This window comes from Legionella beliardensis (assembly GCF_900452395.1).
Lineage (GTDB): Bacteria > Pseudomonadota > Gammaproteobacteria > Legionellales > Legionellaceae > Legionella_C > Legionella_C beliardensis.
On record NZ_UGNV01000001.1, the window covers coordinates 1,592,613 to 1,611,314 of the forward strand.

Sequence of the window (18,702 nt, forward strand, 5' to 3'; positions counted from 1 at the left end):
TGTTATGTTTTCAAGTAAGAAAAGCATATTGCATTTATTTTTAAAATTTTAATACGATAAGGATATTAAATAAGAATGAAAAAATTAAAACCCTTGTATCTTCTTATGGGAATGAATTTTATCACTCCTGTGGCTCAAGCAGCTACGCCTCTATGGACTTTTACTTTAACTCAGGGCAGCGAGTCTGTTCAAACTGTGCCAGAAAATATCACGTCCCAAGTAAGTTACCTTGTTAAAAATCAATCAAAACGTTCAAAAATCCTTGTTTTAAGGCCTAGAAAAGGTTTAGTCCAAGCGACTTATTGTCAGCTTGCACCTAAAGGAAGTATCGGAGATAGTTGTGTTTTAACATTGAATATTATTGGAAATTTATTGCCTAAAGGTGGGTTAAATGGTGGGCCTACTCTTTGTCAAGCTAATATAGATGGCAGCCCAAACCCTCTGCAGTGTTACCAGCCTAGTTTAGCGGATAGATTGCATATAACAAAAGTAGCAAAATTAGAAGATTGGCCTAGTTGGGGGCAAAACACCAATAACAATCATCATAATCCGAACTCAGGAATAGCGATAGACAATATCTCTAAAATAAGTCAGCTATGTAAAATAGACTATACGCAAGGACTTACCGGTGCTCAAGCTATGTCATATTCTACGAGTGCCAAGCCTATTCTTATTAACGATACCATTTATTGGACAGGTTTTGCTGGCAAGCTTGGAGCGCATAAATTAATACGAGATAACCAGGGTAACTTTATCGGCTGTAATCAACTTTGGGTACAAGACGTTAGTAATCTATTAGGTTTAGACGTTTCTGGTTACACGCCCTCAGTTCGGTCTTCTCCGGGTTACTATCGTCGAATGAATGGACGGGGCACATTACTCTATACTGCAATTGATAGTATTTTTTCTTTACCCTTTCCTTTATGGTTTTCTACACCACCAGTAGCATTTGCTCTAGACGCTAATACCGGCCAAAAGCTTTGGCAAATAGAATTAGCTAGCCAAAGCGCCATAGAGCCAGGAGGAGATGCAATTGCACCAAGTACCACTTCTAGCCCTAGAATATACAAAAATACGGCTTATATTGGTCTTGCAAGTCTTAATAATGCACTCGATACTGTCCCTCTAACCTTTAGAGGACACATGATAGCCCTTAATTTAGGTGGTCAAGGCAGTTCACCTGATATGCCTTCTATTAAATGGGTTCAATACACCGTCCCTCCTCGCCCTTCTAATTATGAGCTCGGCTCGTGGTTTGCAGGTGGTGGCGTATGGGCTAGTGCTCCCTCAATTGTTCCTGAATTAAATTTAGTCATTTTTGGATCTGGTCAGCTTTATAATTACCCTGATTTCACTGCAAGGTGTATGGAGAGACCGTTACCTATTACTACTTCGTCATTTAGTACAACTAAACAAGGGGAAACTGGTAAAGGGGCTCAGGATTGCCTAATAGCTGCACAAAAAAGATTAAAAGCTTTAGGTATTTCACAGCCGCTCGCCACAAACTCTATTATCGCTTTAAATATGTCTAATGGAAAATACGTATGGCATGTACCTACCGCCGGAATTGATGGCTGGCAATCAGCATGTGGGTTAGGTGAGCAACAACCCTGTAATATTCCTGTTCCTGGGCCAGATTGGGACATTAGTGGCAGCTCACCTATCGTCGCAAATCTTAGTTCACTTGGTAAAGTGATTATCTCGCATAATAAAGGAGGAGAAATTTTTTGGATAAAAGCTTCCAATGGAAAACTAATAAGGCGAGCTGATGTGTGTGTAGGAAGTACAATAGGTGGCATACACTGGGGATTAAGTTTTGATCCTGTAAGTGAAACAATTTATGCAGCTTGTTCTGCCGGGGGTATAGCGCCTTCTTTTGGTGGAAGCGTAAACTTTTTATCTATATTAGCTAATGGTAGAAAAACTTGTATGACAGGTTATCTAAACGCTATTGATGCTAATACTGGACAATTAAAATGGCAATCTGCTCCTGCAAGTTCTGAAATTATTGATGTTAATACTCCTGACTGCCCAGATCAGATTTACGCCACGGATGCACGCTTTAAGTATGGGTTAAATTTTGACATAGTTATTAAAAACAACGTATTTAATGTGCCTGTCAATATTATGCCTAACAACAGTGGGATTCCTTTAGCTAATCAACAAAAAGCAAGAAGTAATGGCGTTCCAGCAAATGCCAACGGCATAGTCTATTGGCCTGTATACTATGGAACTGTCTATGCATTGGATGGAAGAACCGGAGCCTTCCTAAACCAGATGAACTGCGATCAAGGGGCAATGTATTCAGCAGGGCCTTCTGTGGCTAAAGGATTAGTTATGTTTGGATGTGGGTATGGTTTCTTAAATCCTGATGATGTTGGCAGATCTATTATGGTTTATGGTTTACCTAAAATCGTTACTACTGAAACAAATAGCAACGGCTAAAGACTACATAACCCCACTAAATTTAGTGGGGTTAATTTAACATAGCCATTCTTTCTTTGCTTTTGCTTATATTAATAAAACTACAAACTACTCACAAAGATTTACTTAAATAAAAAAAGCCTTGCTTTAAGATAACCGTGCCATGATCGATGAAATAATTAAGCTTCTAAATTACTTCATTAACGCACAAAAAATTTACTTAGCTCTCAATTGTGAAATCCTTTTGCAGTACCTCAGGCTGATAAAATTGCTTTATCTACTTTGTGCGTAAGTTATCTTAAAAATTTTTATTTTCACCGGCTTATCTTTAAACTACTAACGAAAGATTAAACATTAAACCATGGGTATAAAAATGATTAAGGTCTAACCGGTTATTCACTGTTTGACCATAAGCTCGACCTAATTCACTTTTTCCCCAATCGGCAAATTCATAGCCTATGCCTGCCTGCAAATAGTCAGTAATGGATTTTTGTAAACCAGCACCAACTGTATAGGTAAATGTATTTTTTGTGTGATTATGGAAATTAGGGTTAGGCACCGCTTCAGGAATTAAAGGAGTATTAGTAAAATTATGTGATCGGTTAAAGCCGACACCCAAGCTACCACTCACCCAAGGAGTAAGCCAATAACCATAATCTTTCAATAATTTTCCTTTTACTGCCACACGTTTATGTCTTACTTTATATCGATACGTGTAATTACTAAACTCTGGGTCAGCATCATCCCAAATCACCCCGTGCAATTTAGCACTACCGGCTGTCGCTATAGCTAATCCTAGCTGGGCTTGCCAATCAGAAGAAAAGTTTTTCTGTGGGCCTAAAAAAAACTCTCCAGAAGCCAGAACATCATTTGTCTTTTTAGCTGCGTAAGTTTTTACAATGTCTGGCGTTAGGAAAAGAGTCTTTGACTCCCCGCTGTCGGTCCATATAGGGCCTCCACTAATAGAGCTGACCCAGCTCCAAGTAGCTGGCACAACGATTGGACCCATAGTACCAGCTAAAATCTGGCTAGACATACTACCAGCTGTCGCTGCTAATATAAATAAATACTTCTTCATAAATTGCTCCTTGCACAAATATGGGGATTAATGGAAGAATGAGAATAGCATTCAGCGTGTATAATAATGGAATCAAGATAGATGTCATGAAAATTGATATCAATTAGTATCTATCTAAGACGCTAACTCATTTCATGATATTGCAGGTGATTTGCAAGCGAAAGTTCCTCTTGATTTTAGTTATAAACTATCTCAATTATTTACAACTCCTATTTAATACTAACACGTTATTTTATATCGATAAAATACTTATTAGTCCAAAACACCTAATAATTTATATCTGCCTTAATTTCTTACCAATGCCTCGATTTAAATATATGAAAATTGATTATAGAAATTCAGTTAATTCGTCAGTTACCAACCATTTAAACTTCAGTAATTAATTTAATGCAATGCCGTAGCGTTCTCTCAGATTCAGGAGGAAGGGTTTGGTAATCACCATACTCTTTACTTAAGATTGATTCAGCTTTGTTGGGTATATTAAAGTATCTATTTTCAAAAAGAGCACGCTTAAGGGGATAAACTTCGGTAAATTCTATAAGGGTTACCTTTTTGCAATGATAGCCTCTGCCTAAATAAGGGCTATCAATTTTTTTGGACATAGATACTAAATAATTTAGTGCCTTATTGAGAACAGCTTTAGGAAAAATATATCCTAAAGTGCGATATAAATTATGACTGCGCCCCATTGGAAGTAATGAGTGCTTAGTTCCTAGCATTCGTAAACATTTGCGTGACAACCTTTTATAAAAACGGCGCTTCCATGGTATTGTCGTCATTTTGTCATAAACAAAAATATCAATAAATATACCCTGTACATAAGGTTCATTGCCCTTCTCATGTCTTTCTAAATAATAACTAGAACGGTCACGAATCTTTAATGGCGTACCTAGATTATAATAGCCAGGCTCAATCCCTGCCTGCTGTAAATGCATATGCGCAGGAAGTTCTAAAGGCGCAACTTGCAGAAATTTTTCATAACTTTCTCGTGGCATAGCAATATCCATGTCATCATCCCAAGGAATGAAACCTTGATGTCTAATAGCACCAAGCAGCGTGCCTGCATCGAGCCAATAATCTATTTGATATTTTACACAAATAGAATCAATAATAGTTAACATCTCCAACATCTTTAATTGAGCCCGACGCAAGCGACCATCAGCAAGAATTTCTTGTGGCGAGTGAGTTAATTTTTCTGATAGTTGAATTGATTCCAATTGAAAATTGCCCATATAAATTTATAGCAAAGATATCACTAAAGCCTTATTTCGTATAGATGCTTAAACTTCGTATACTTGCCCTATGCTATAACTAAATTTAATTTTAAACGTAAATAATGTAGCCTGGGTGAAACAAAGTGAAACCCAGGTTTCTATCCTTCGGCTCTGCACCCAGACTGCGCTTGCTTACTTTATTAACTAGTTGCGCTTCATTATTAAAAGGCTTCTAATCCCTCAAATTCATTTTTAGCAAACAATTGGCGCTCCTGCGTTAAAATTTCATCGCGCGTAAATTCAATAACATTGGCGTTGGCAAGGCAGCGCCAATTTTGCATATTAAATATGTATTGTTTGTCTTGCATTACAAAAATATCTGGCGTGAATGCGGCTATATTCTTCCCAGGCTGCTTTGCTCGTGCTGAAAAAAAGATAAACGCCTCAATCCCTGCTTTACGCATATCCGAGCCTAGCGGTTGACTGTATTCATAACTTATTTTATTAGAAATTTTATCTTGATGTTCATTAAATGGTGATTTAGTTAAATCTATCCCTTTTTTGGCCTTGATAGCCACTTTAAATGCACTCATAGGAATTTCGCTATACTCAAGATTTGCTAAAGTATCAGCAAAAAACTTTAAACGATAATAAGCTACTTCAGCAAACGCTGTTTGTAGATCGTGTGAACCATACCAAAGAGATGGTTCATAAGTTCTACCAAATCGAGAACCATATTTTAAAGGTGGATATCTAAAGGGAGTAAAAATTAAATAGTGCTTCTTATGAGCTATGAGAGGTTTTGATTCCTCTAATAATGATTCTAAGAGATCATGCTCCTCGATGTTATCTACTAAGTCTCTTGAGCTAGAAATATGTTGTGCCTCAACAACCCGCCATGGCTCAATTTCAATGTGTTTACAGAATTTTTCCCCTTGGCAACGTTCCCAAAGGCTCATAATTTACCACGCATTGCATCTAGGTAATTAAGGACTGCAATTAAGCCAGGTATGGTTTTCATTTCTTCGATCGGTTTATTATTGAAATAGTTATTTTTACTGTTTAACCATAATTTGGCTTTCTCGTGATTATTTCCAACCATAGCATTTAAACTTCTATATATTCTTATAAGTAATAGCGCCATTTCCCCTTCTTTCGTGCTTGGGGAAATTAATTTTTTGCCTTGGCTAAGGCGTGAGGCGCTCGCTTCGCTTATCCCAATGATTTTACTAAGATCTTTACCAGTAAAAGAATAAAATTTTGCCAAATTAGCAATAGCTTTGGTCAAAACAATTTCTTTCTGAGAATGTAGATGTTCAGAGGTTTTCATATTTTCTCCTTTCATTTGAAATTATAGTAAAATTATATTTCATATGCAATAAATCAGGATATTAATATTTCCTTAAGTTTTTATTGGTAAAATTAAGTACTTTGTGATTATTTTTTGCGCTTTATAAGTAAGAAGGAAGGTGTGATATGCAAAATAGAGAAGAAATGGAACGGCCCTATTCTTATCAAGATCATATAGCAAGGCATCAAGCTCAACCAGAGAGTTGGAATATAGTGGAATACTTGCGAAGCTATATACTGATTACGACTGAAGCCAGAAATTATATTGAGCGAGCCTATAATGAAAATAGCCCTGGCTATTTAGGACGAATATTTAATAGTCTACCTTCACTTGACACAAAAACTATTGATGAATTTGCAGAAGAGTACTTAAGAGAAATCAAAAAAGGAAGCTTTGCAGAATACACCCTGAGAAAAGTTTCAGATTTATTACATACACTAATTGATTGTAATCAAACCACCAATCACGCTGAACCCAATCCCCATTATGGACAATTAACGGATACTGCCTTACAAATTTTTTCAGAGGTGCTAAACAAAACGCCAGATGAAATTAAGGCACATTTTTACGGCGATCCAATTGAGCAAAAAAGAGTCATGAATCTCGCCAATCAAATGTATGCCTCACTAATGATTGCCATGACTTCCCGTTTTACGGATATTAAAGAACGCTCCCAAACACCTGAAGGCGCGACTTATAAGGATTTTAGCCATTATAATTATTTATTTAATGGTTTTAAGATGAGCGAGGATGGTTTATCTGTTTTACCAGCAGGTGAATTAACTTTCAAAGATTTAAACCAGTTAAACCTAGATGCGTTAACCCAGCGTCGTGAATTAAATCCTCAAAGTGTAGAAACTAACCAATCCTTAAGAAAATTTGTAGAGCATATTGATGCAATTATAGAAAAATGGCAGTCAGAACCTTTAGTAAAAGATGCCTTAAATATTTTAATGACCATGAAAACTCATGCCCTTGTGATTATTAGCGGTAATGATGTTGTCGCTCATAATTATGTTAGCCAGCGAAAAGAAGTGATCAATAGTTACATTGATGAACAACTTCATGAAGAACAGCCTAAGGCCACAGGAAGCAAGAGTCTATTGTCAATATTTAACAGAAGAGAGAAAAAAGCAACGACCCGTCACTCACTTTTAGGGGAGCTACAACAGGATATTAATCATGGTATAGAGCCCGCCTCTTTATCTTTAGATAATAAGATGTAAGTGAAGAAAAAAGGTCCTATCTAGCTCAAGTGCAAGATTAGGAATAAGGTGAAGAGATAATTTGATTACATTAGCAATAAGTTTAAGCTAACTAGGCCAAATTTCATTTCTCTTCGCCTACCGTTGCCGAAGATTTTTCAATGGGTTTACGTTTTTCAAATAATTCCCCCATATTTTTCTGCTCACTAGCAGATAAATTCTTCTGGGCTTTAATAAAAAGCTCTTCCTCTTCCTCATTGATATGATGCAGATAATCTTTTTCAAGAATTTCAAATTGATTAATCCATTTGTTATCAATGGCCTTTAGCTCTGCAAGCTCATTAATCGAATCTTCAATCTCTTTATGTTCAGCTACAGAGTGTCTTGCATCAGCAGTAAATTCTGGTTTTTTCATTAAAGATGAATAGAGGGCTTGTTCCTCTGCTAAAGCATGGGCTTTTACTTCTAGAGAAAAATTAGAAAAAAGCTCTTTACATACAGTAGGATTATTAATTTCTTCCTTAATTCGTTTGAGCATATTTCGATGGCGATCATGGTCTGTTTTTAATTCAATAAAAATAGAAGTGGATACACTAGACTTTTTGTTTGGCAAAAGTGATTCTCCTGTTAAAGCGTTAAGTTTTTATTTATATAGGTATAGAAGATAACTCAAGTAATGGTGTTTTATCCTCTTTCTTATCCTGCGTTTGAAGGCCAAAAAATTGATACCTAGCGGTGTTTTTATTTGTTCCATACGAACCGGTGCCTGCCATAATACCACCATCAATATTGTACTGCGAACCGGTAATAAACAAAGAGTCATCAGAGGCTAAAAAAACAGCAAGGCTTGCGACCTCACTTACTTGCCCCATACGTTTTAACGGGATGGTGTTGCTATATTCCTCAATACGACGTGAGCGTTCTTCACCCTGGCCAAATTCAGGATCCCACATTTCAGTCAAGATTGCAGCAGGCACAATGGTGTTGCAACGAATATGGTAATTTTGTTTAGCGCAATGCATGGCGACAGTTCTAGTAAGATTTAAAATTGCGGCCTTACTTGATGCATAAGCAGCATTAGAAGGAATCCCTACTAAACCCGACCGGGAACCCATATTTATAATGGATGCATTAAGGCTCTTTTTTAAAAGTGGCATCATCATTTTACATCCCAGAAATGTCCCATCTAAGTTAACACGATGAACAAGTCGCCAGTCTTCAAGAGAACAATTTTCTATGTCTTGCGGCTTATCAGATTTAGCAGGAGCATCTATGCCTGCATTGTTAACTAAAATATCAAGCCGTTGATATTTGCTTGCAATATAGTTTGCTACATCCTGCCAACTCTGCTCAGAACAAACATCTAAATTGAGATAATCGTTTGCCCCAACTGATTGTGCAATGCGTTCGCCTTCTGCCTGCAAAAGTCTACCTGTGAGGATTACTGTAGCGCCTTTCTTACAAAATGACTCAGCGATGGCAAGACCAATTGATCTCGTACTTCCAGTAACTAAGGCAACTTTATTCTTTAATTTTCCCATGATTATCAATCCTTGTTAATTCCTTAGGGTTGCTAAATTATAAGTATTGTCATTGATTAGCACAATTCATACTGGTTACCAAGCGATTACCCTACCATCATAATTAAGAAGTCTTTCTGCATGACTATGTGTTAATTCTTTCTCTACTTGTTTTAGAATTCCTACCACACTGGTTTGTACATCAAGTGGCGCATTTGGCCCACCCATTGCTGTTTTTACCCATCCAGGGTTAATTAACATGACATGAACGCCTCTGTCTTGCACATCGATGGCAAAGCTTCGCATGACACAATTAAGAGCTGCTTTACTGGCACGATAGGCATAAGAGCGCCCGCGTTTATTTTCAGAAATACTTCCCATGTCTGAGCTAATCACTAAAATACTTTTTTCTTGACTCGCCTGGATATTGGTTAGTAAAGCGTCACTCAATTTAACGACACTAAGACAATTTATATTGATAACATTAAGGAAATTCTCTCTATTAATATTACCTAGTGTTACGCCTTGCTCACCACTCGTGCCGGCATTATTGACAAGCAAATCAATTGGTCTGTCATTTAGTGTTTGCTTTAAAGATGCGATATCCTTGTCGCTGGTCACATCTAATTGAATCAATTCATCAGCTAAGGCTTTAAGTTCCTGTGCTTCTGATGGGTTACGGCAACATCCTAGAATATAATATCCTTTATCTTTAAGTTGACGCGCAAATTCCAAACCAAGTCCTTTATTGGCACCTGTAATAAGAGCAGTTTTCATATCAACCTCCTGTATCTGAAATCAGTAAAGTATAGCCCCTTTTGTCTTTACTTTAGAAACAAGTAGCGCTACTATCTTGAAAAATGAAACAACAATCAAGAGAATTATCGATGACTCATGGCGGAAAAAGACTGGGCGCCGGCCGTCCTAAAGGCAGTGGTCAATATGGTGAGGCTACATGTACTGTCCGTATCCCGCGCTCACGACTAAACGCGGTAAGAGCCTTTTTGTCAACAAATCCGTTAAACGTAGGTCTTCCTTTTTTTTCGACAACCATACGCGCAGGGTGCCCTACGCCGATTGATGAAGGCAGAGAAGAATACATTGACTTAAATACGCATCTTGCCTCTCAACCTGAATCAACATTTATAGCCACTGCCTCTGGTGACTCGATGATAGAGGCAGACATTTATGAAGGTGACATGCTGGTTGTAGATAGTAAACAAGAAGCTTGCTCAGGTGATATTGTCATCGCCATGATTCATGGCGAGGCTACGGTTAAACGTTTAGCTATTCTAAGTCATGAGATTCAATTATTACCTGAAAATCCCCGTTATCAACCGATTATCGTGAACAACGAAGTAGACTTTAAAGTGTTAGGTGTAGTGACTCATGTCATTCATCGTGTTAAGTAAAGGAGAATAGGTCATGAAAATGTTGTTTAACGCCCTCTTTAATTCAAAAGATACGTTAAAAAGTAAAGCACTTGCAATCCTTGCTCAAGATAGGAAGGACATGATGAAGCCAATAATAAACGGTAAAAAAAATAAAAAGTCGTGAAGGATTTAAATTTTTAAAGTACTAAATCACTATTTTTTATAAACTCAAGAAAGGAGGCAACTTTTTTAGGTAAATGCTTTCTATTCGGATAGAGTAAATAAACAAACAAAGGGGGTTGCTTTAAGTTAGGTAACAATTGAATTAGAGTGCCTTGTGCAAGTTCTTTGCGTACAAAAAGTTCAGGCACTCTCCCTATGCCTGTGCCTAATAAGAGAAATTGAATTTGGGCGCGTAAGCCATCAACTTCAAAATTGGCATTGGGGATAAATTTAATTAAATTATTATGCTCATCATAATAAGGCCAAACATTGGTTGTTTGCCCCGTAGGTGAGGTGCAATTAAGAGTTTTTAAATCTTCTATCGTGGTGGGGTGCGCGATATTGGCTAAATAAGAAGGAGCGGCCACATACACCATATCAAGCGTCGACAAGACACGCATTTTTAGGCTTGAATCGGGTAATTGCGCCGCAATTCTAAACGATAAATCAAAGTTTTTTTCTACCAAATTTTCAGTAGCACTCGATAAAGACAATACAATTTTGATATTAGGGTACATTTGACTGAATTGATAAATAATTTTTGGCAAAAATTCAGAACCAAAAGCAATCGGGGCGGTAATTCTTAACGTGCCTTTTATCGCGGTAAATTCCTGTTTTAGCTCATCAACTGCTGCCATGTAATTTTCCTCAATCTCGTGACATCTTAGAAAAAAACTGTGGCCAGATTCCGTTAAGGATAGCGAGCGGGTCGTACGATAAAGCAATTGAATGCCAAGTGACTTTTCCAATTGATTGACGTGCCGGCTTAATTGCGACTTTGACACACCCAAAATGGCAGCGGCCTTTGAAAAGCTACCGGCTTTAACAACTGCTACAAAAGAAATTGCATTGCTTATCATTCGCCACCTATTGTTGCAAATATGGAACAATAGGATAACACAAATGAATATTGTCTGAAAATTGATCTTAATCACATAATAGAATTCCTTGAAAAACCTAGGAGTCTTCTATGTCGATTAGAAAAAAATTGCAAAATGGCTTACTAAACATAAAAGATGGAATTCAAGCTACCTTGTCATTTATCAGTGCAAATGCCAAATGGCTTACCACATTTAATAATTCCCCAGTAGGGCTTGTACTTAGGCCTATTTTAGGCTCTGTGCTGCTAATACTGCTTATTCACCAAGCTTATGAATTTTATATACTTGCGCAATTTAATCTCGCCAAGTTCCTTGACTTCATTGTAAATTTAATTAGCACAACCTTAACCAATATGGCGTTTACAGGTAGTCTTGCCGCAACCGTCTGGCACGTAAGTTTTGTCCTAGGACCTTGGTTAATGATGGGCGCATTTGCCATCGGATTCATACATCAAATTGGATTATTTGGCTACAATCTCTATAACTATCTAATTGCAGACAAACAAGCGACGCGTACGCATTATCTACAGGCTACAGTTAATAATCTGTTTAATAGTTTGTTATTTGCTGCAGCTATAATTTGCTCTGCGCTAGCCATTGCATCCCCCGCAGCCCCTATCGTCCTTAGTGTATTTTCAGTCCTAGTAGCCTCATTGATAGTGGCTAACCTGGTTTGGAGAAACATGCCTGACGCAATGAAACAAAAAATTAAACAAACTCTTTCTATAGAAAAACAAGAAACTAATGAGTTAGATAAAAGCTATTCAGCGCAAATAAATCTAAAACATGAACCAGAAAAGCAATGCCTTGCACCAGATGAGCCTAAAATTAGACGCCCTCTACATTTTTGGGCTGTAAAAAATGAAGAAAGCAAGGATAATACTTTGGCAAGGCCTCAATTTAAAATTTAATTGATGATTCTTTCAAAGAGCAGCATACGCACTATCAAACTATGATTAGGTTGCTCTTAGATAAATACACCGAATATTTTCGCAATTAATTTAATTAATAGTTCAGCAAACTAGCCACCTTTAAAAGGTGGCCGTGTGAGACACTAATGCAAAAACTCAGGATAAAAATAATTCATTAATTTGTTTAACTAACTTCAAACCATCTGGATCTGCCTGTGTTTTTATTGCGCAAAAGTTATTTGCCCAATCAGAGCTTCTCACTCTTAATGGTGGGTTAGGGTTGTTGATGACATCGACAACACAATCAGCGACTTCACTTGATGTTTGATAAATATCGCCACTGTCTGCCTTACTTAAACGTTTCTGTGCGCCACTTAAATATTGCTGTAAACAAGGCTCATAGTCATTCGCGTTATTGTCAGGCTCCATTTTATAACGAGCAAGAAGATTATTAGCAAATTCAGAAGTAATACCACCTGGCTCAACTAAACTAAATTTAACGTTAAAAAACGCAGGAATATAAGTTGCCATGCTTTCAGTATAACCTTCTAGAGCAAATTTCGAAGCACAATAGATTTCATTGAAGGGTTGGCCAATTAAGCCTCCTACTGAAGAAATATTGATGATATGTCCACTACCTGCTTTTCGCATGTGGGGTAATACTGCTTTAATACAGCGAACGACACCAATGAAATTAGTATCTATGACTTCTTTAATTTCTGTCTCGGAAGCTAACTCAGTGCTTTTAATAAATCCCATCCCCGCATTATTTACCAAACAATCAATTCGACCTTGCTCTTTAATAATTTCATTAATGCAGGTATTGATACTGGTCGTATCTGATACATTTAATGACTTTATAAAAAGCTTAGCATCCTGAGAATAGGATGCATTGACTAATTCTCCTTTCTTGCTTAAATCACGCATGGTTGCATAAACGCAATGACCTTGTTTGGCTAATTTAATGGCTAAACTCAGTCCAAGCCCAGAAGAGGTGCCGGTTATAACAATTACTTTATTCATTATTTTCTTCCCTGTTTATAAACACTATTTTTTCCCTTACAAAAATGCCAAGAGAAACAAATTAAAGATATCGTATTAGGGAGTTTTTCACTAACATTTTTATTTGCTAATAATTTCCTGAGGAATACAAGGAACACAAACTGGCTTCCTTAAGGATTATTTCTTCAAGTCTCTATAAAAGTTCTCGTGAACTCCCAGTGCCAACAATACTCTTTCTTCTGGAAGCCACTCATAGGCTAAAAGATACTCTTGGTTGCTTACCCTAAACTTATAGACATAAACACCCAATAAATCGCCTTTTTTAGCTACTCCTAAATTGGGGTTCTTTATAATAGCTTTGATTGCTTTTTTAACTTCTAGTTGTTGGGCCGTATGCAATTTTTTAAATGCCTTCTTAAAAGCAGGCATTTGGCTAACTTGTATGTTACCCATTTTATTCTTCGGCAAAATCGAAGGGTTCAGCAAGAGAGCGATCGGTGTTTTTTGCTATTAACAGATCTTTAATAAATTCAATGGGTAAATCCGGATTGTCTAAGGCACATTTACCAATCTTAGCCCAAAATTCAATTTGCCCAGGTATTGAGCGGCATTCAGCCTTAGCTACTTTTCTAGCATCTTCATAAATCTCATCATCAATTCTGATTGGGACACCCATCACTTTTACCTTTGTATTAAATTACTACTTTTGTAGTATAGCATAGCGTTGGTAGTTTTTTATTGGTTTTTTTGGGATAAATTAAACCGGTAGTATGGTAATCTTTGGGTAAAAAATTATTATTATTTCTTCCACTTACGAGAATCTTTATGAATCCTGATGTTCTTTTTATCGGTGCGGGGCCTATCGGACTTTTAGCAGCCATTCAATTAAAACTACAATGTTCTGACAAAGAAATCCTGATGTTTGAAAAATACGAGCATCCTATACGCAACCATGCCATGTATGTTGAGCAAAGTTCCTTTGCTGGAATGGATAAGAGTAACGGCTTTGGAGCAATCCTTGCTGGTATTTCATCTAAAGTATTGATTAGTGATTTAGAAAAAACACTCAGAGAATATGCTCTGTCGATTGGGATTAAAATTCAATACCAAGAGATTAAAAATTTTAATGCATTAAAAGACCAATATCCTGATACTAATTATTTTATAGGAAGTGGCGGGTTGCGAGGAATTGTTCATCCGCAGGTTTTTAATGATGAAAATCAAATTAATGAGCCGCTGCGGTATGCGGTTGAAGTTAAATATAAAGCTGAAGGTAGAGCGCGCGCTTTAAATAAAGTTACAGAACTGCCTGGCGTACTGGCCTATACAAAGCACTTGGTTTCTGAATACGTAGGTCGTTTGAAAGATGATTTGACCCCAATTTCTCTTAGAATCTTTATTGATGAAACCACTTATCAAGCAATGAAGAGTGCTACATTTAAAAATCCATTTACGCTTAAGGATCAAGATAAAATTCCAGTCGACCTAGTTAGAACCATCGATACTTATTTGAAAGCACGACAACACCTAACTGCTGAAACATGTGTAAAAGACAGTTTAAAAATATCTACCATTACTTTATCCATTTATGCCAGTAAAGTATTCTGTAAGAACCTAGATGGGAAAATAGTCTTTCAACTTGGAGAAGAAGCTTTTGCTTGCCCATTTTACCGAAGCTTTAATGATAATGCTTCTTGCATACCCTTATTTATTAAGGCAATGAAAGCACTGTTTGCAAATACTAATGTTGAGGTAAATAAAATCAGCTCAAGCACTTTCTTTAGCTCATCAAAAACCCAAAAAGAGCCTCTTGAATACTACCAACATGATGTTCAACGCTTTGTGAATAGTGAAATTCGCACTATTTATTTCTTAAATACTGGTATTGACGTACTCGAAACTTCCGTGGCCTCATCACAAACTGTACCGCAATTTACAGGGTCAAAGTTAAAATTAAAAACCGGAGGCAAACTATTTCTTGAAGAAGTAAATAGGGCGAAACCAGAAGTAGAGGATAATAAAGAGGCTTATAGCGCAAAATCAAAATGTGTTATTTTTTAAATTTAATTTTGAGAGTATAAGATTTAATATTAGCAAAGTGCTCTCATAGATTTAGCTGCATTGACTTAAGCCAGCCCTTATACTTTGCTGGCTTATTATATCCATGCCCTCATCTACTACTATTCCCAAGGATTAATTAAGTCTACAAAAGCATATTCAAAGTCTTTTGTATTTAAAGACGGAATTGGGATTAAAAATTTATCCTAAGTACATTAACTATTATACTTAATCTAACTTGTCTAAAAGTGCAATCGCCGCGTTTGCAGGGTCAACAATAACAGCAATTCTGCCAAAATTACTAAGCTTAGTAATAGGCACTTTTACTGTGGCGCCATGTTCAATTGCCTTGTTGACTGTTTCTTCCAGATCTTCAACTAAAATATAACTTGTCCAGCGAGGTAAAAGTTGAGCTTTTTCGTGGTTAGGTATTTCCCACATTCCACCAATTGGCTTATCGTCTGTTGCTATCTTAATAAATGTGTAAACATGTTCACCCATGGCTTGCTCGGTATACTGCCACCCTAATACTTTTTCATAAAATTCTTTAGCGGCAGCAATATTTGTAGTCATGAGTTCGTTCCAACAGAACTTTCCAACTTGAGATTTATTCATAATTCACCTATTCATCTTCATTTCAAAGGGAAAGTGCTAAATCTCTACGCATCCAATCATTAAATTACTTATTACAACCCTTAAATTACTTAGCAAATACCCTATTTATCTACCTTCTAGAGCCAGTTAGTTGATTGTCATGAGAAGTCCTACATTTAGTAAATAATAGTAGACGAGCTAAACGGGTGCAAGGCGCCCTGACTGCTTACAACGCTTAAGCCTATAAAAATAAATAGGATATTTCTTATGACTAAATCTTAAAATGAATTAAAAGAATAACAAGGAGACATATGATTCTTCTTCATACGATTTACCATGACGAGTAATATATTCCTCTTTAGGATAAATTGCGGACTGGTGGGCATTTTGACAAACCTGTGCAATATTAGTCCTTTTCTTCCAGTCAAGATACTCGCCGATAGTTTGACCTATTTCTTGAGGTAAACCAATTTGCTCGTTGGTCGAATTAGAATAAGGTTGCCACATTAAAAACATACCACCTGTACCAGCCATGGTAAATTTTTTCTCTTCTATTGAGTTATAACGTGCTTGCTTATTTCGTCTACGTATTTGGTCATTACAATAAATAATGTCTTTATTGGTTAACTTCATTTTACAACCCTAATTCCAATTAAATTGTTATTTTTATTGTAATTTATAATGAAATTATACTGAGCGCTTAAATTTTAGCTTAATTTTATTGAAATAAAAATAGATAAGCACTGTTAGCGCACCAGCAACTATACCAATTAAGAAATCACTGACCAGCGCTGTGAAAAAAGTTAAGTCTTGTGTGTAATGATGTATGACAGGTACTTCATGGCTAATGATGCTACCTCCTACTAAAAACATGGCAATTGTTCCGGCTATAGCTAAGAGTTTCATGAGTATAGGTGCGCTACCCACCAAAAGAAGGCCTAGTTGTTTAATGGGGCGCTTCTTTTCCTGCAAAATAAAGCCGAGATCATCTAATTTGACAATCAAAGCGACTAAGCCATAAACACCAATCGTCATAATTAATGAAATTAATGTTAATACAATGACTTGATTAATCAATGACGCAGTGGCAATTGTACCTAGTGTAATCACAATAATTTCAGCGGATAAGACAAAATCAGTACGTACTGCGCCCTTAATTTTATCTCTTTCGAATAGATGCATATCAGTATCTTGCAACGCTATTTTTTCTAACTTCTTCTCTGGATCATGCTGTTTCTTATGAAATTTTTTGATGACTTTTTCAAACCCTTCAAAACATAAGTACAAGCCACCGACTATTAACAAAATACTCACAAAAGTAGGCATAAAGAAGCTTATTAAGAGCGCCAATGGGATTAATATGAGTTTATTAAGAGCTGAACCCTTCGCTACTGCCCATACCACAGGAAGCTCTCTATTGGCATGTATTCCTATGACTTGCTCGGCGTTAAGTGCCAAATCATCGCCTAACACACCAGCAGTTTTTTTCGTAGCGACTTTGGTCATAACCGCGATATCATCGAGGGCTGTGGCAATATCATCAATGAGTGCAACTAAACTTGTCCCTGCCATTTTGTCTAACCTCAATGCCTTGATTTTATTTATAATAACTCAAAATGAATACAGCCCAAAAGATGATTATTTTTAGTCATTTTTTACCTAATCAGCAATAACCTTCTTGCAAAAATGTTGGGCAATTTCTTCTAGAATAAATTAAAATTATTAATCAACTTAATTATTGTTCCAGACCTCTTAAGGAGAGGATAAATTCTTATGACTTATCCACAGAAAACTGCAGCCGCTATTGCAAAAGAAAATGACTATCCAGCGTCTGCCATGTTAAATTTATCGCAAGTAGGTAAGCAATTTAATTTTTTCAAGCAGCTGCCACCTTATCAAGAAGCTTTAACTAAGTTAAGGCAACTCCTTAGTCATGCTGCATTAGGTGAATGGGAGCAAGCAAAAACCATTTGGTTAAATGATCCATTACTTTTAACGCATGGTGGCACAATATACCATCCCAATTGCATTGATGAGTTAGACCAAAAAATCGAAATTCCAATTGAGATGAATCCAGGGCGTTATAAATATGTTAATTGCACGGCATGGCAAATTGCTTTGATGAATGAAGAATATGATGTGGCGCAAGAAATGGCTAAGTTTATGACACTTGAAGAAAAGCAAAAACAGTTCAAAATCTTTCCAAATGGAAAAATTACTAAAGTTAATTGGGATTTGAGAGACGCCATAGAACGATTAAAAGCGGTTTTTTATGCGATCATAAACGATAAAACCATTAACCCTAGCTGTAATAAGATGAATGAAGACACTTACAAAAAACTAAATGATTTTTATCTTTATGTAAAACCAGCAAAACAACAGCGTATGGGCTTGGTATTTGATGTTACTATTTATTTAGAGGCACTTAAATTATATAAAAGTAAATTTAATTCATTTCAAAGCTATGCCCAACGTGCCTTTTGGTGTGTGCGTGTCGAAGAATATTTAGCGTCATTATTAGGTACAAGTTATTTACGGTCTCATGTTCAAGGTCTACCTAGCGATTTTAAAAAAAAAGATTGTCTCTTAATAGATGGTTCATCTTATTTTGCCTTTCGACGATCTTCTAAATCCATCCCTGGCTTTCATTTTTTTCTTAATTATAAGGGCCAGCAAATACATGGCGGATGGCGCGATTGCACCCAAGAAAAAGACTATACATTCTGGCCATGGGCTAAGGACTTATTAGGTTATTTTGAAAAAATTCATCAAGATAATATCAAACAGGGAACATACTTTATGCAGCAATATTCGCCTCAACAGTCCTCTTTGTGCAATATTTTATAGAAACAATCTTATTGTTTTAGGT

21 protein-coding genes are annotated in these 18,702 nt (G+C 36.5%); 7 read left to right on the plus strand and 14 right to left on the minus strand.

The window, feature by feature from the left end; all coding sequences use genetic code 11:
- The first annotated feature begins 75 nt into the window (after positions 1-75).
- The gene (locus tag DYE47_RS06980) at positions 76-2,445 is read left to right on the plus strand and encodes a hypothetical protein (protein WP_115302582.1); all 2,370 of its coding nucleotides are present in this window, start codon (positions 76-78) and stop codon (positions 2,443-2,445) included.
- A 307-nt stretch (positions 2,446-2,752) separates the two neighbouring features.
- On the opposite strand, the gene DYE47_RS06985 is transcribed toward DYE47_RS06980, so the two are convergent.
- From DYE47_RS06985 to DYE47_RS07000, 4 genes are all read right to left on the minus strand, one after another.
- On the minus strand, positions 2,753-3,502 hold the full coding sequence (locus DYE47_RS06985) for an outer membrane protein (protein WP_115302583.1): 750 nt from the start codon (positions 3,500-3,502) through the stop codon (positions 2,753-2,755).
- Between the two features lie 365 nt (positions 3,503-3,867).
- Positions 3,868-4,719 carry a LicD family protein gene (locus tag DYE47_RS06990; protein WP_242604163.1) on the minus strand — a complete coding sequence of 284 codons (852 nt, stop codon included), beginning with the start codon at positions 4,717-4,719 and terminating at the stop codon, positions 3,868-3,870.
- A 218-nt stretch (positions 4,720-4,937) separates the two neighbouring features.
- Positions 4,938-5,675 carry an RES family NAD+ phosphorylase gene (locus tag DYE47_RS06995; RefSeq protein WP_115302585.1) on the minus strand — a complete coding sequence of 246 codons (738 nt, stop codon included), beginning with the start codon at positions 5,673-5,675 and terminating at the stop codon, positions 4,938-4,940.
- Positions 5,672-6,046 (minus strand): MbcA/ParS/Xre antitoxin family protein, encoded by a 375-nt coding sequence (locus DYE47_RS07000; protein WP_115302586.1) that lies wholly within the window; start codon positions 6,044-6,046, stop codon positions 5,672-5,674. Before DYE47_RS07000 ends, DYE47_RS06995 begins: the two co-directional genes overlap by 4 nt.
- Positions 6,047-6,192: 146 nt before the next feature.
- On the opposite strand from DYE47_RS07000, the gene DYE47_RS07005 reads away from it, so the two are divergent.
- A complete protein-coding gene (locus DYE47_RS07005; protein ID WP_115302587.1) occupies positions 6,193-7,293 on the plus strand; it encodes a hypothetical protein in 1,101 nt (366 codons plus the stop codon).
- A gap of 103 nt (positions 7,294-7,396) precedes the next feature.
- Here the strand turns inward: DYE47_RS07005 and DYE47_RS07010 are convergent, their stop codons facing one another.
- The 3 genes from DYE47_RS07010 to DYE47_RS07020 all read right to left on the minus strand — a co-directional run bounded on the left by DYE47_RS07010 (position 7,397) and on the right by DYE47_RS07020 (position 9,569).
- Positions 7,397-7,885, minus strand: a complete 489-nt coding sequence (locus DYE47_RS07010; protein ID WP_115302588.1) for a hemerythrin domain-containing protein — start codon at positions 7,883-7,885, stop codon at positions 7,397-7,399.
- A gap of 34 nt (positions 7,886-7,919) precedes the next feature.
- Positions 7,920-8,813, minus strand: a complete 894-nt coding sequence (locus DYE47_RS07015; protein ID WP_115302589.1) for an SDR family NAD(P)-dependent oxidoreductase — start codon at positions 8,811-8,813, stop codon at positions 7,920-7,922.
- Positions 8,814-8,888: 75 nt separating this feature from the next.
- Positions 8,889-9,569: an SDR family oxidoreductase gene (locus tag DYE47_RS07020; RefSeq protein WP_115302590.1), complete on the minus strand. Its 681-nt coding sequence runs from the start codon at positions 9,567-9,569 to the stop codon at positions 8,889-8,891.
- Positions 9,570-9,652: 83 nt separating this feature from the next.
- On the opposite strand from DYE47_RS07020, the gene DYE47_RS07025 reads away from it, so the two are divergent.
- Both DYE47_RS07025 and DYE47_RS16480 read left to right on the plus strand, forming a co-directional pair.
- Positions 9,653-10,204, plus strand: coding sequence for a LexA family protein (locus DYE47_RS07025; RefSeq protein ID WP_242604162.1), 552 nt, complete (start codon positions 9,653-9,655; stop codon positions 10,202-10,204).
- Between the two features lie 13 nt (positions 10,205-10,217).
- A complete protein-coding gene (locus DYE47_RS16480; RefSeq protein WP_278043837.1) occupies positions 10,218-10,349 on the plus strand; it encodes a hypothetical protein in 132 nt (43 codons plus the stop codon).
- Between the two features lie 13 nt (positions 10,350-10,362).
- On the opposite strand, the gene DYE47_RS07030 is transcribed toward DYE47_RS16480, so the two are convergent.
- The gene (locus DYE47_RS07030; RefSeq protein WP_115302592.1) at positions 10,363-11,247 is read right to left on the minus strand and encodes a LysR family transcriptional regulator; all 885 of its coding nucleotides are present in this window, start codon (positions 11,245-11,247) and stop codon (positions 10,363-10,365) included.
- 110 nt (positions 11,248-11,357) lie between these two features.
- Here DYE47_RS07030 and DYE47_RS07035 point away from each other — a divergent pair, with 110 nt between their 5' ends.
- Entirely contained in the window at positions 11,358-12,179 is an 822-nt protein-coding gene (locus DYE47_RS07035) for a hypothetical protein (RefSeq protein ID WP_115302593.1), read from the plus strand.
- A 156-nt stretch (positions 12,180-12,335) separates the two neighbouring features.
- Here DYE47_RS07035 and DYE47_RS07040 read toward each other — a convergent pair whose 3' ends face one another.
- The 3 genes from DYE47_RS07040 to DYE47_RS07050 all read right to left on the minus strand — a co-directional run bounded on the left by DYE47_RS07040 (position 12,336) and on the right by DYE47_RS07050 (position 13,857).
- The gene (locus tag DYE47_RS07040; RefSeq protein WP_115302594.1) at positions 12,336-13,202 is read right to left on the minus strand and encodes an SDR family oxidoreductase; all 867 of its coding nucleotides are present in this window, start codon (positions 13,200-13,202) and stop codon (positions 12,336-12,338) included.
- A gap of 156 nt (positions 13,203-13,358) precedes the next feature.
- On the minus strand, positions 13,359-13,634 hold the full coding sequence (locus DYE47_RS07045) for a type II toxin-antitoxin system RelE/ParE family toxin (RefSeq protein WP_115302595.1): 276 nt from the start codon (positions 13,632-13,634) through the stop codon (positions 13,359-13,361).
- A gap of 1 nt (position 13,635) precedes the next feature.
- Positions 13,636-13,857 (minus strand): ParD-like family protein, encoded by a 222-nt coding sequence (locus DYE47_RS07050; protein ID WP_115302596.1) that lies wholly within the window; start codon positions 13,855-13,857, stop codon positions 13,636-13,638.
- 149 nt (positions 13,858-14,006) lie between these two features.
- Between DYE47_RS07050 and DYE47_RS16365 the strand changes: the two genes are divergently transcribed.
- Positions 14,007-15,242, plus strand: coding sequence for a hypothetical protein (locus DYE47_RS16365; RefSeq protein WP_242604161.1), 1,236 nt, complete (start codon positions 14,007-14,009; stop codon positions 15,240-15,242).
- A 225-nt stretch (positions 15,243-15,467) separates the two neighbouring features.
- On the opposite strand, the gene DYE47_RS07065 is transcribed toward DYE47_RS16365, so the two are convergent.
- The 3 genes from DYE47_RS07065 to DYE47_RS07075 all read right to left on the minus strand — a co-directional run bounded on the left by DYE47_RS07065 (position 15,468) and on the right by DYE47_RS07075 (position 17,405).
- The gene (locus DYE47_RS07065) at positions 15,468-15,812 is read right to left on the minus strand and encodes a VOC family protein (protein ID WP_242604160.1); all 345 of its coding nucleotides are present in this window, start codon (positions 15,810-15,812) and stop codon (positions 15,468-15,470) included.
- 309 nt (positions 15,813-16,121) lie between these two features.
- Entirely contained in the window at positions 16,122-16,466 is a 345-nt protein-coding gene (locus DYE47_RS07070; RefSeq protein ID WP_115302598.1) for an F-box protein, read from the minus strand.
- 54 nt (positions 16,467-16,520) lie between these two features.
- Positions 16,521-17,405, minus strand: a complete 885-nt coding sequence (locus tag DYE47_RS07075) for a DUF808 domain-containing protein (protein ID WP_115302599.1) — start codon at positions 17,403-17,405, stop codon at positions 16,521-16,523.
- 201 nt (positions 17,406-17,606) lie between these two features.
- On the opposite strand from DYE47_RS07075, the gene DYE47_RS07080 reads away from it, so the two are divergent.
- Entirely contained in the window at positions 17,607-18,680 is a 1,074-nt protein-coding gene (locus tag DYE47_RS07080) for a hypothetical protein (protein ID WP_115302600.1), read from the plus strand.
- The last annotated feature ends 22 nt before the right edge of the window (positions 18,681-18,702 follow it).

What these genes read in the sequence shown, in the direction of transcription:
- DYE47_RS07025 (WP_242604162.1), top strand. Translation starts at nt 9,653, where the DNA reads ATGAAACAACAATCAAGAGAATTATCGATGACTCATGGCGGAAAAAGA.
- DYE47_RS07035 (WP_115302593.1), top strand. Translation starts at nt 11,358, where the DNA reads ATGTCGATTAGAAAAAAATTGCAAAATGGCTTACTAAACATAAAAGAT.
- DYE47_RS06980 (WP_115302582.1), top strand. Translation starts at nt 76, where the DNA reads ATGAAAAAATTAAAACCCTTGTATCTTCTTATGGGAATGAATTTTATC.
- DYE47_RS06995 (WP_115302585.1), bottom strand. Translation starts at nt 5,675, where the DNA reads ATGAGCCTTTGGGAACGTTGCCAAGGGGAAAAATTCTGTAAACACATT.
- DYE47_RS07065 (WP_242604160.1), bottom strand. Translation starts at nt 15,812, where the DNA reads ATGACTACAAATATTGCTGCCGCTAAAGAATTTTATGAAAAAGTATTA.
- DYE47_RS07080 (WP_115302600.1), top strand. Translation starts at nt 17,607, where the DNA reads ATGACTTATCCACAGAAAACTGCAGCCGCTATTGCAAAAGAAAATGAC.
- DYE47_RS07030 (WP_115302592.1), bottom strand. Translation starts at nt 11,247, where the DNA reads ATGATAAGCAATGCAATTTCTTTTGTAGCAGTTGTTAAAGCCGGTAGC.
- DYE47_RS07075 (WP_115302599.1), bottom strand. Translation starts at nt 17,405, where the DNA reads ATGGCAGGGACAAGTTTAGTTGCACTCATTGATGATATTGCCACAGCC.
- DYE47_RS07040 (WP_115302594.1), bottom strand. Translation starts at nt 13,202, where the DNA reads ATGAATAAAGTAATTGTTATAACCGGCACCTCTTCTGGGCTTGGACTG.
- DYE47_RS07070 (WP_115302598.1), bottom strand. Translation starts at nt 16,466, where the DNA reads ATGAAGTTAACCAATAAAGACATTATTTATTGTAATGACCAAATACGT.
- DYE47_RS16365 (WP_242604161.1), top strand. Translation starts at nt 14,007, where the DNA reads ATGAATCCTGATGTTCTTTTTATCGGTGCGGGGCCTATCGGACTTTTA.
- DYE47_RS07020 (WP_115302590.1), bottom strand. Translation starts at nt 9,569, where the DNA reads ATGAAAACTGCTCTTATTACAGGTGCCAATAAAGGACTTGGTTTGGAA.
- DYE47_RS06985 (WP_115302583.1), bottom strand. Translation starts at nt 3,502, where the DNA reads ATGAAGAAGTATTTATTTATATTAGCAGCGACAGCTGGTAGTATGTCT.
- DYE47_RS07015 (WP_115302589.1), bottom strand. Translation starts at nt 8,813, where the DNA reads ATGGGAAAATTAAAGAATAAAGTTGCCTTAGTTACTGGAAGTACGAGA.
- DYE47_RS07045 (WP_115302595.1), bottom strand. Translation starts at nt 13,634, where the DNA reads ATGGGTAACATACAAGTTAGCCAAATGCCTGCTTTTAAGAAGGCATTT.
- DYE47_RS16480 (WP_278043837.1), top strand. Translation starts at nt 10,218, where the DNA reads ATGAAAATGTTGTTTAACGCCCTCTTTAATTCAAAAGATACGTTAAAA.
- DYE47_RS07000 (WP_115302586.1), bottom strand. Translation starts at nt 6,046, where the DNA reads ATGAAAACCTCTGAACATCTACATTCTCAGAAAGAAATTGTTTTGACC.
- DYE47_RS07050 (WP_115302596.1), bottom strand. Translation starts at nt 13,857, where the DNA reads ATGGGTGTCCCAATCAGAATTGATGATGAGATTTATGAAGATGCTAGA.
- DYE47_RS07005 (WP_115302587.1), top strand. Translation starts at nt 6,193, where the DNA reads ATGCAAAATAGAGAAGAAATGGAACGGCCCTATTCTTATCAAGATCAT.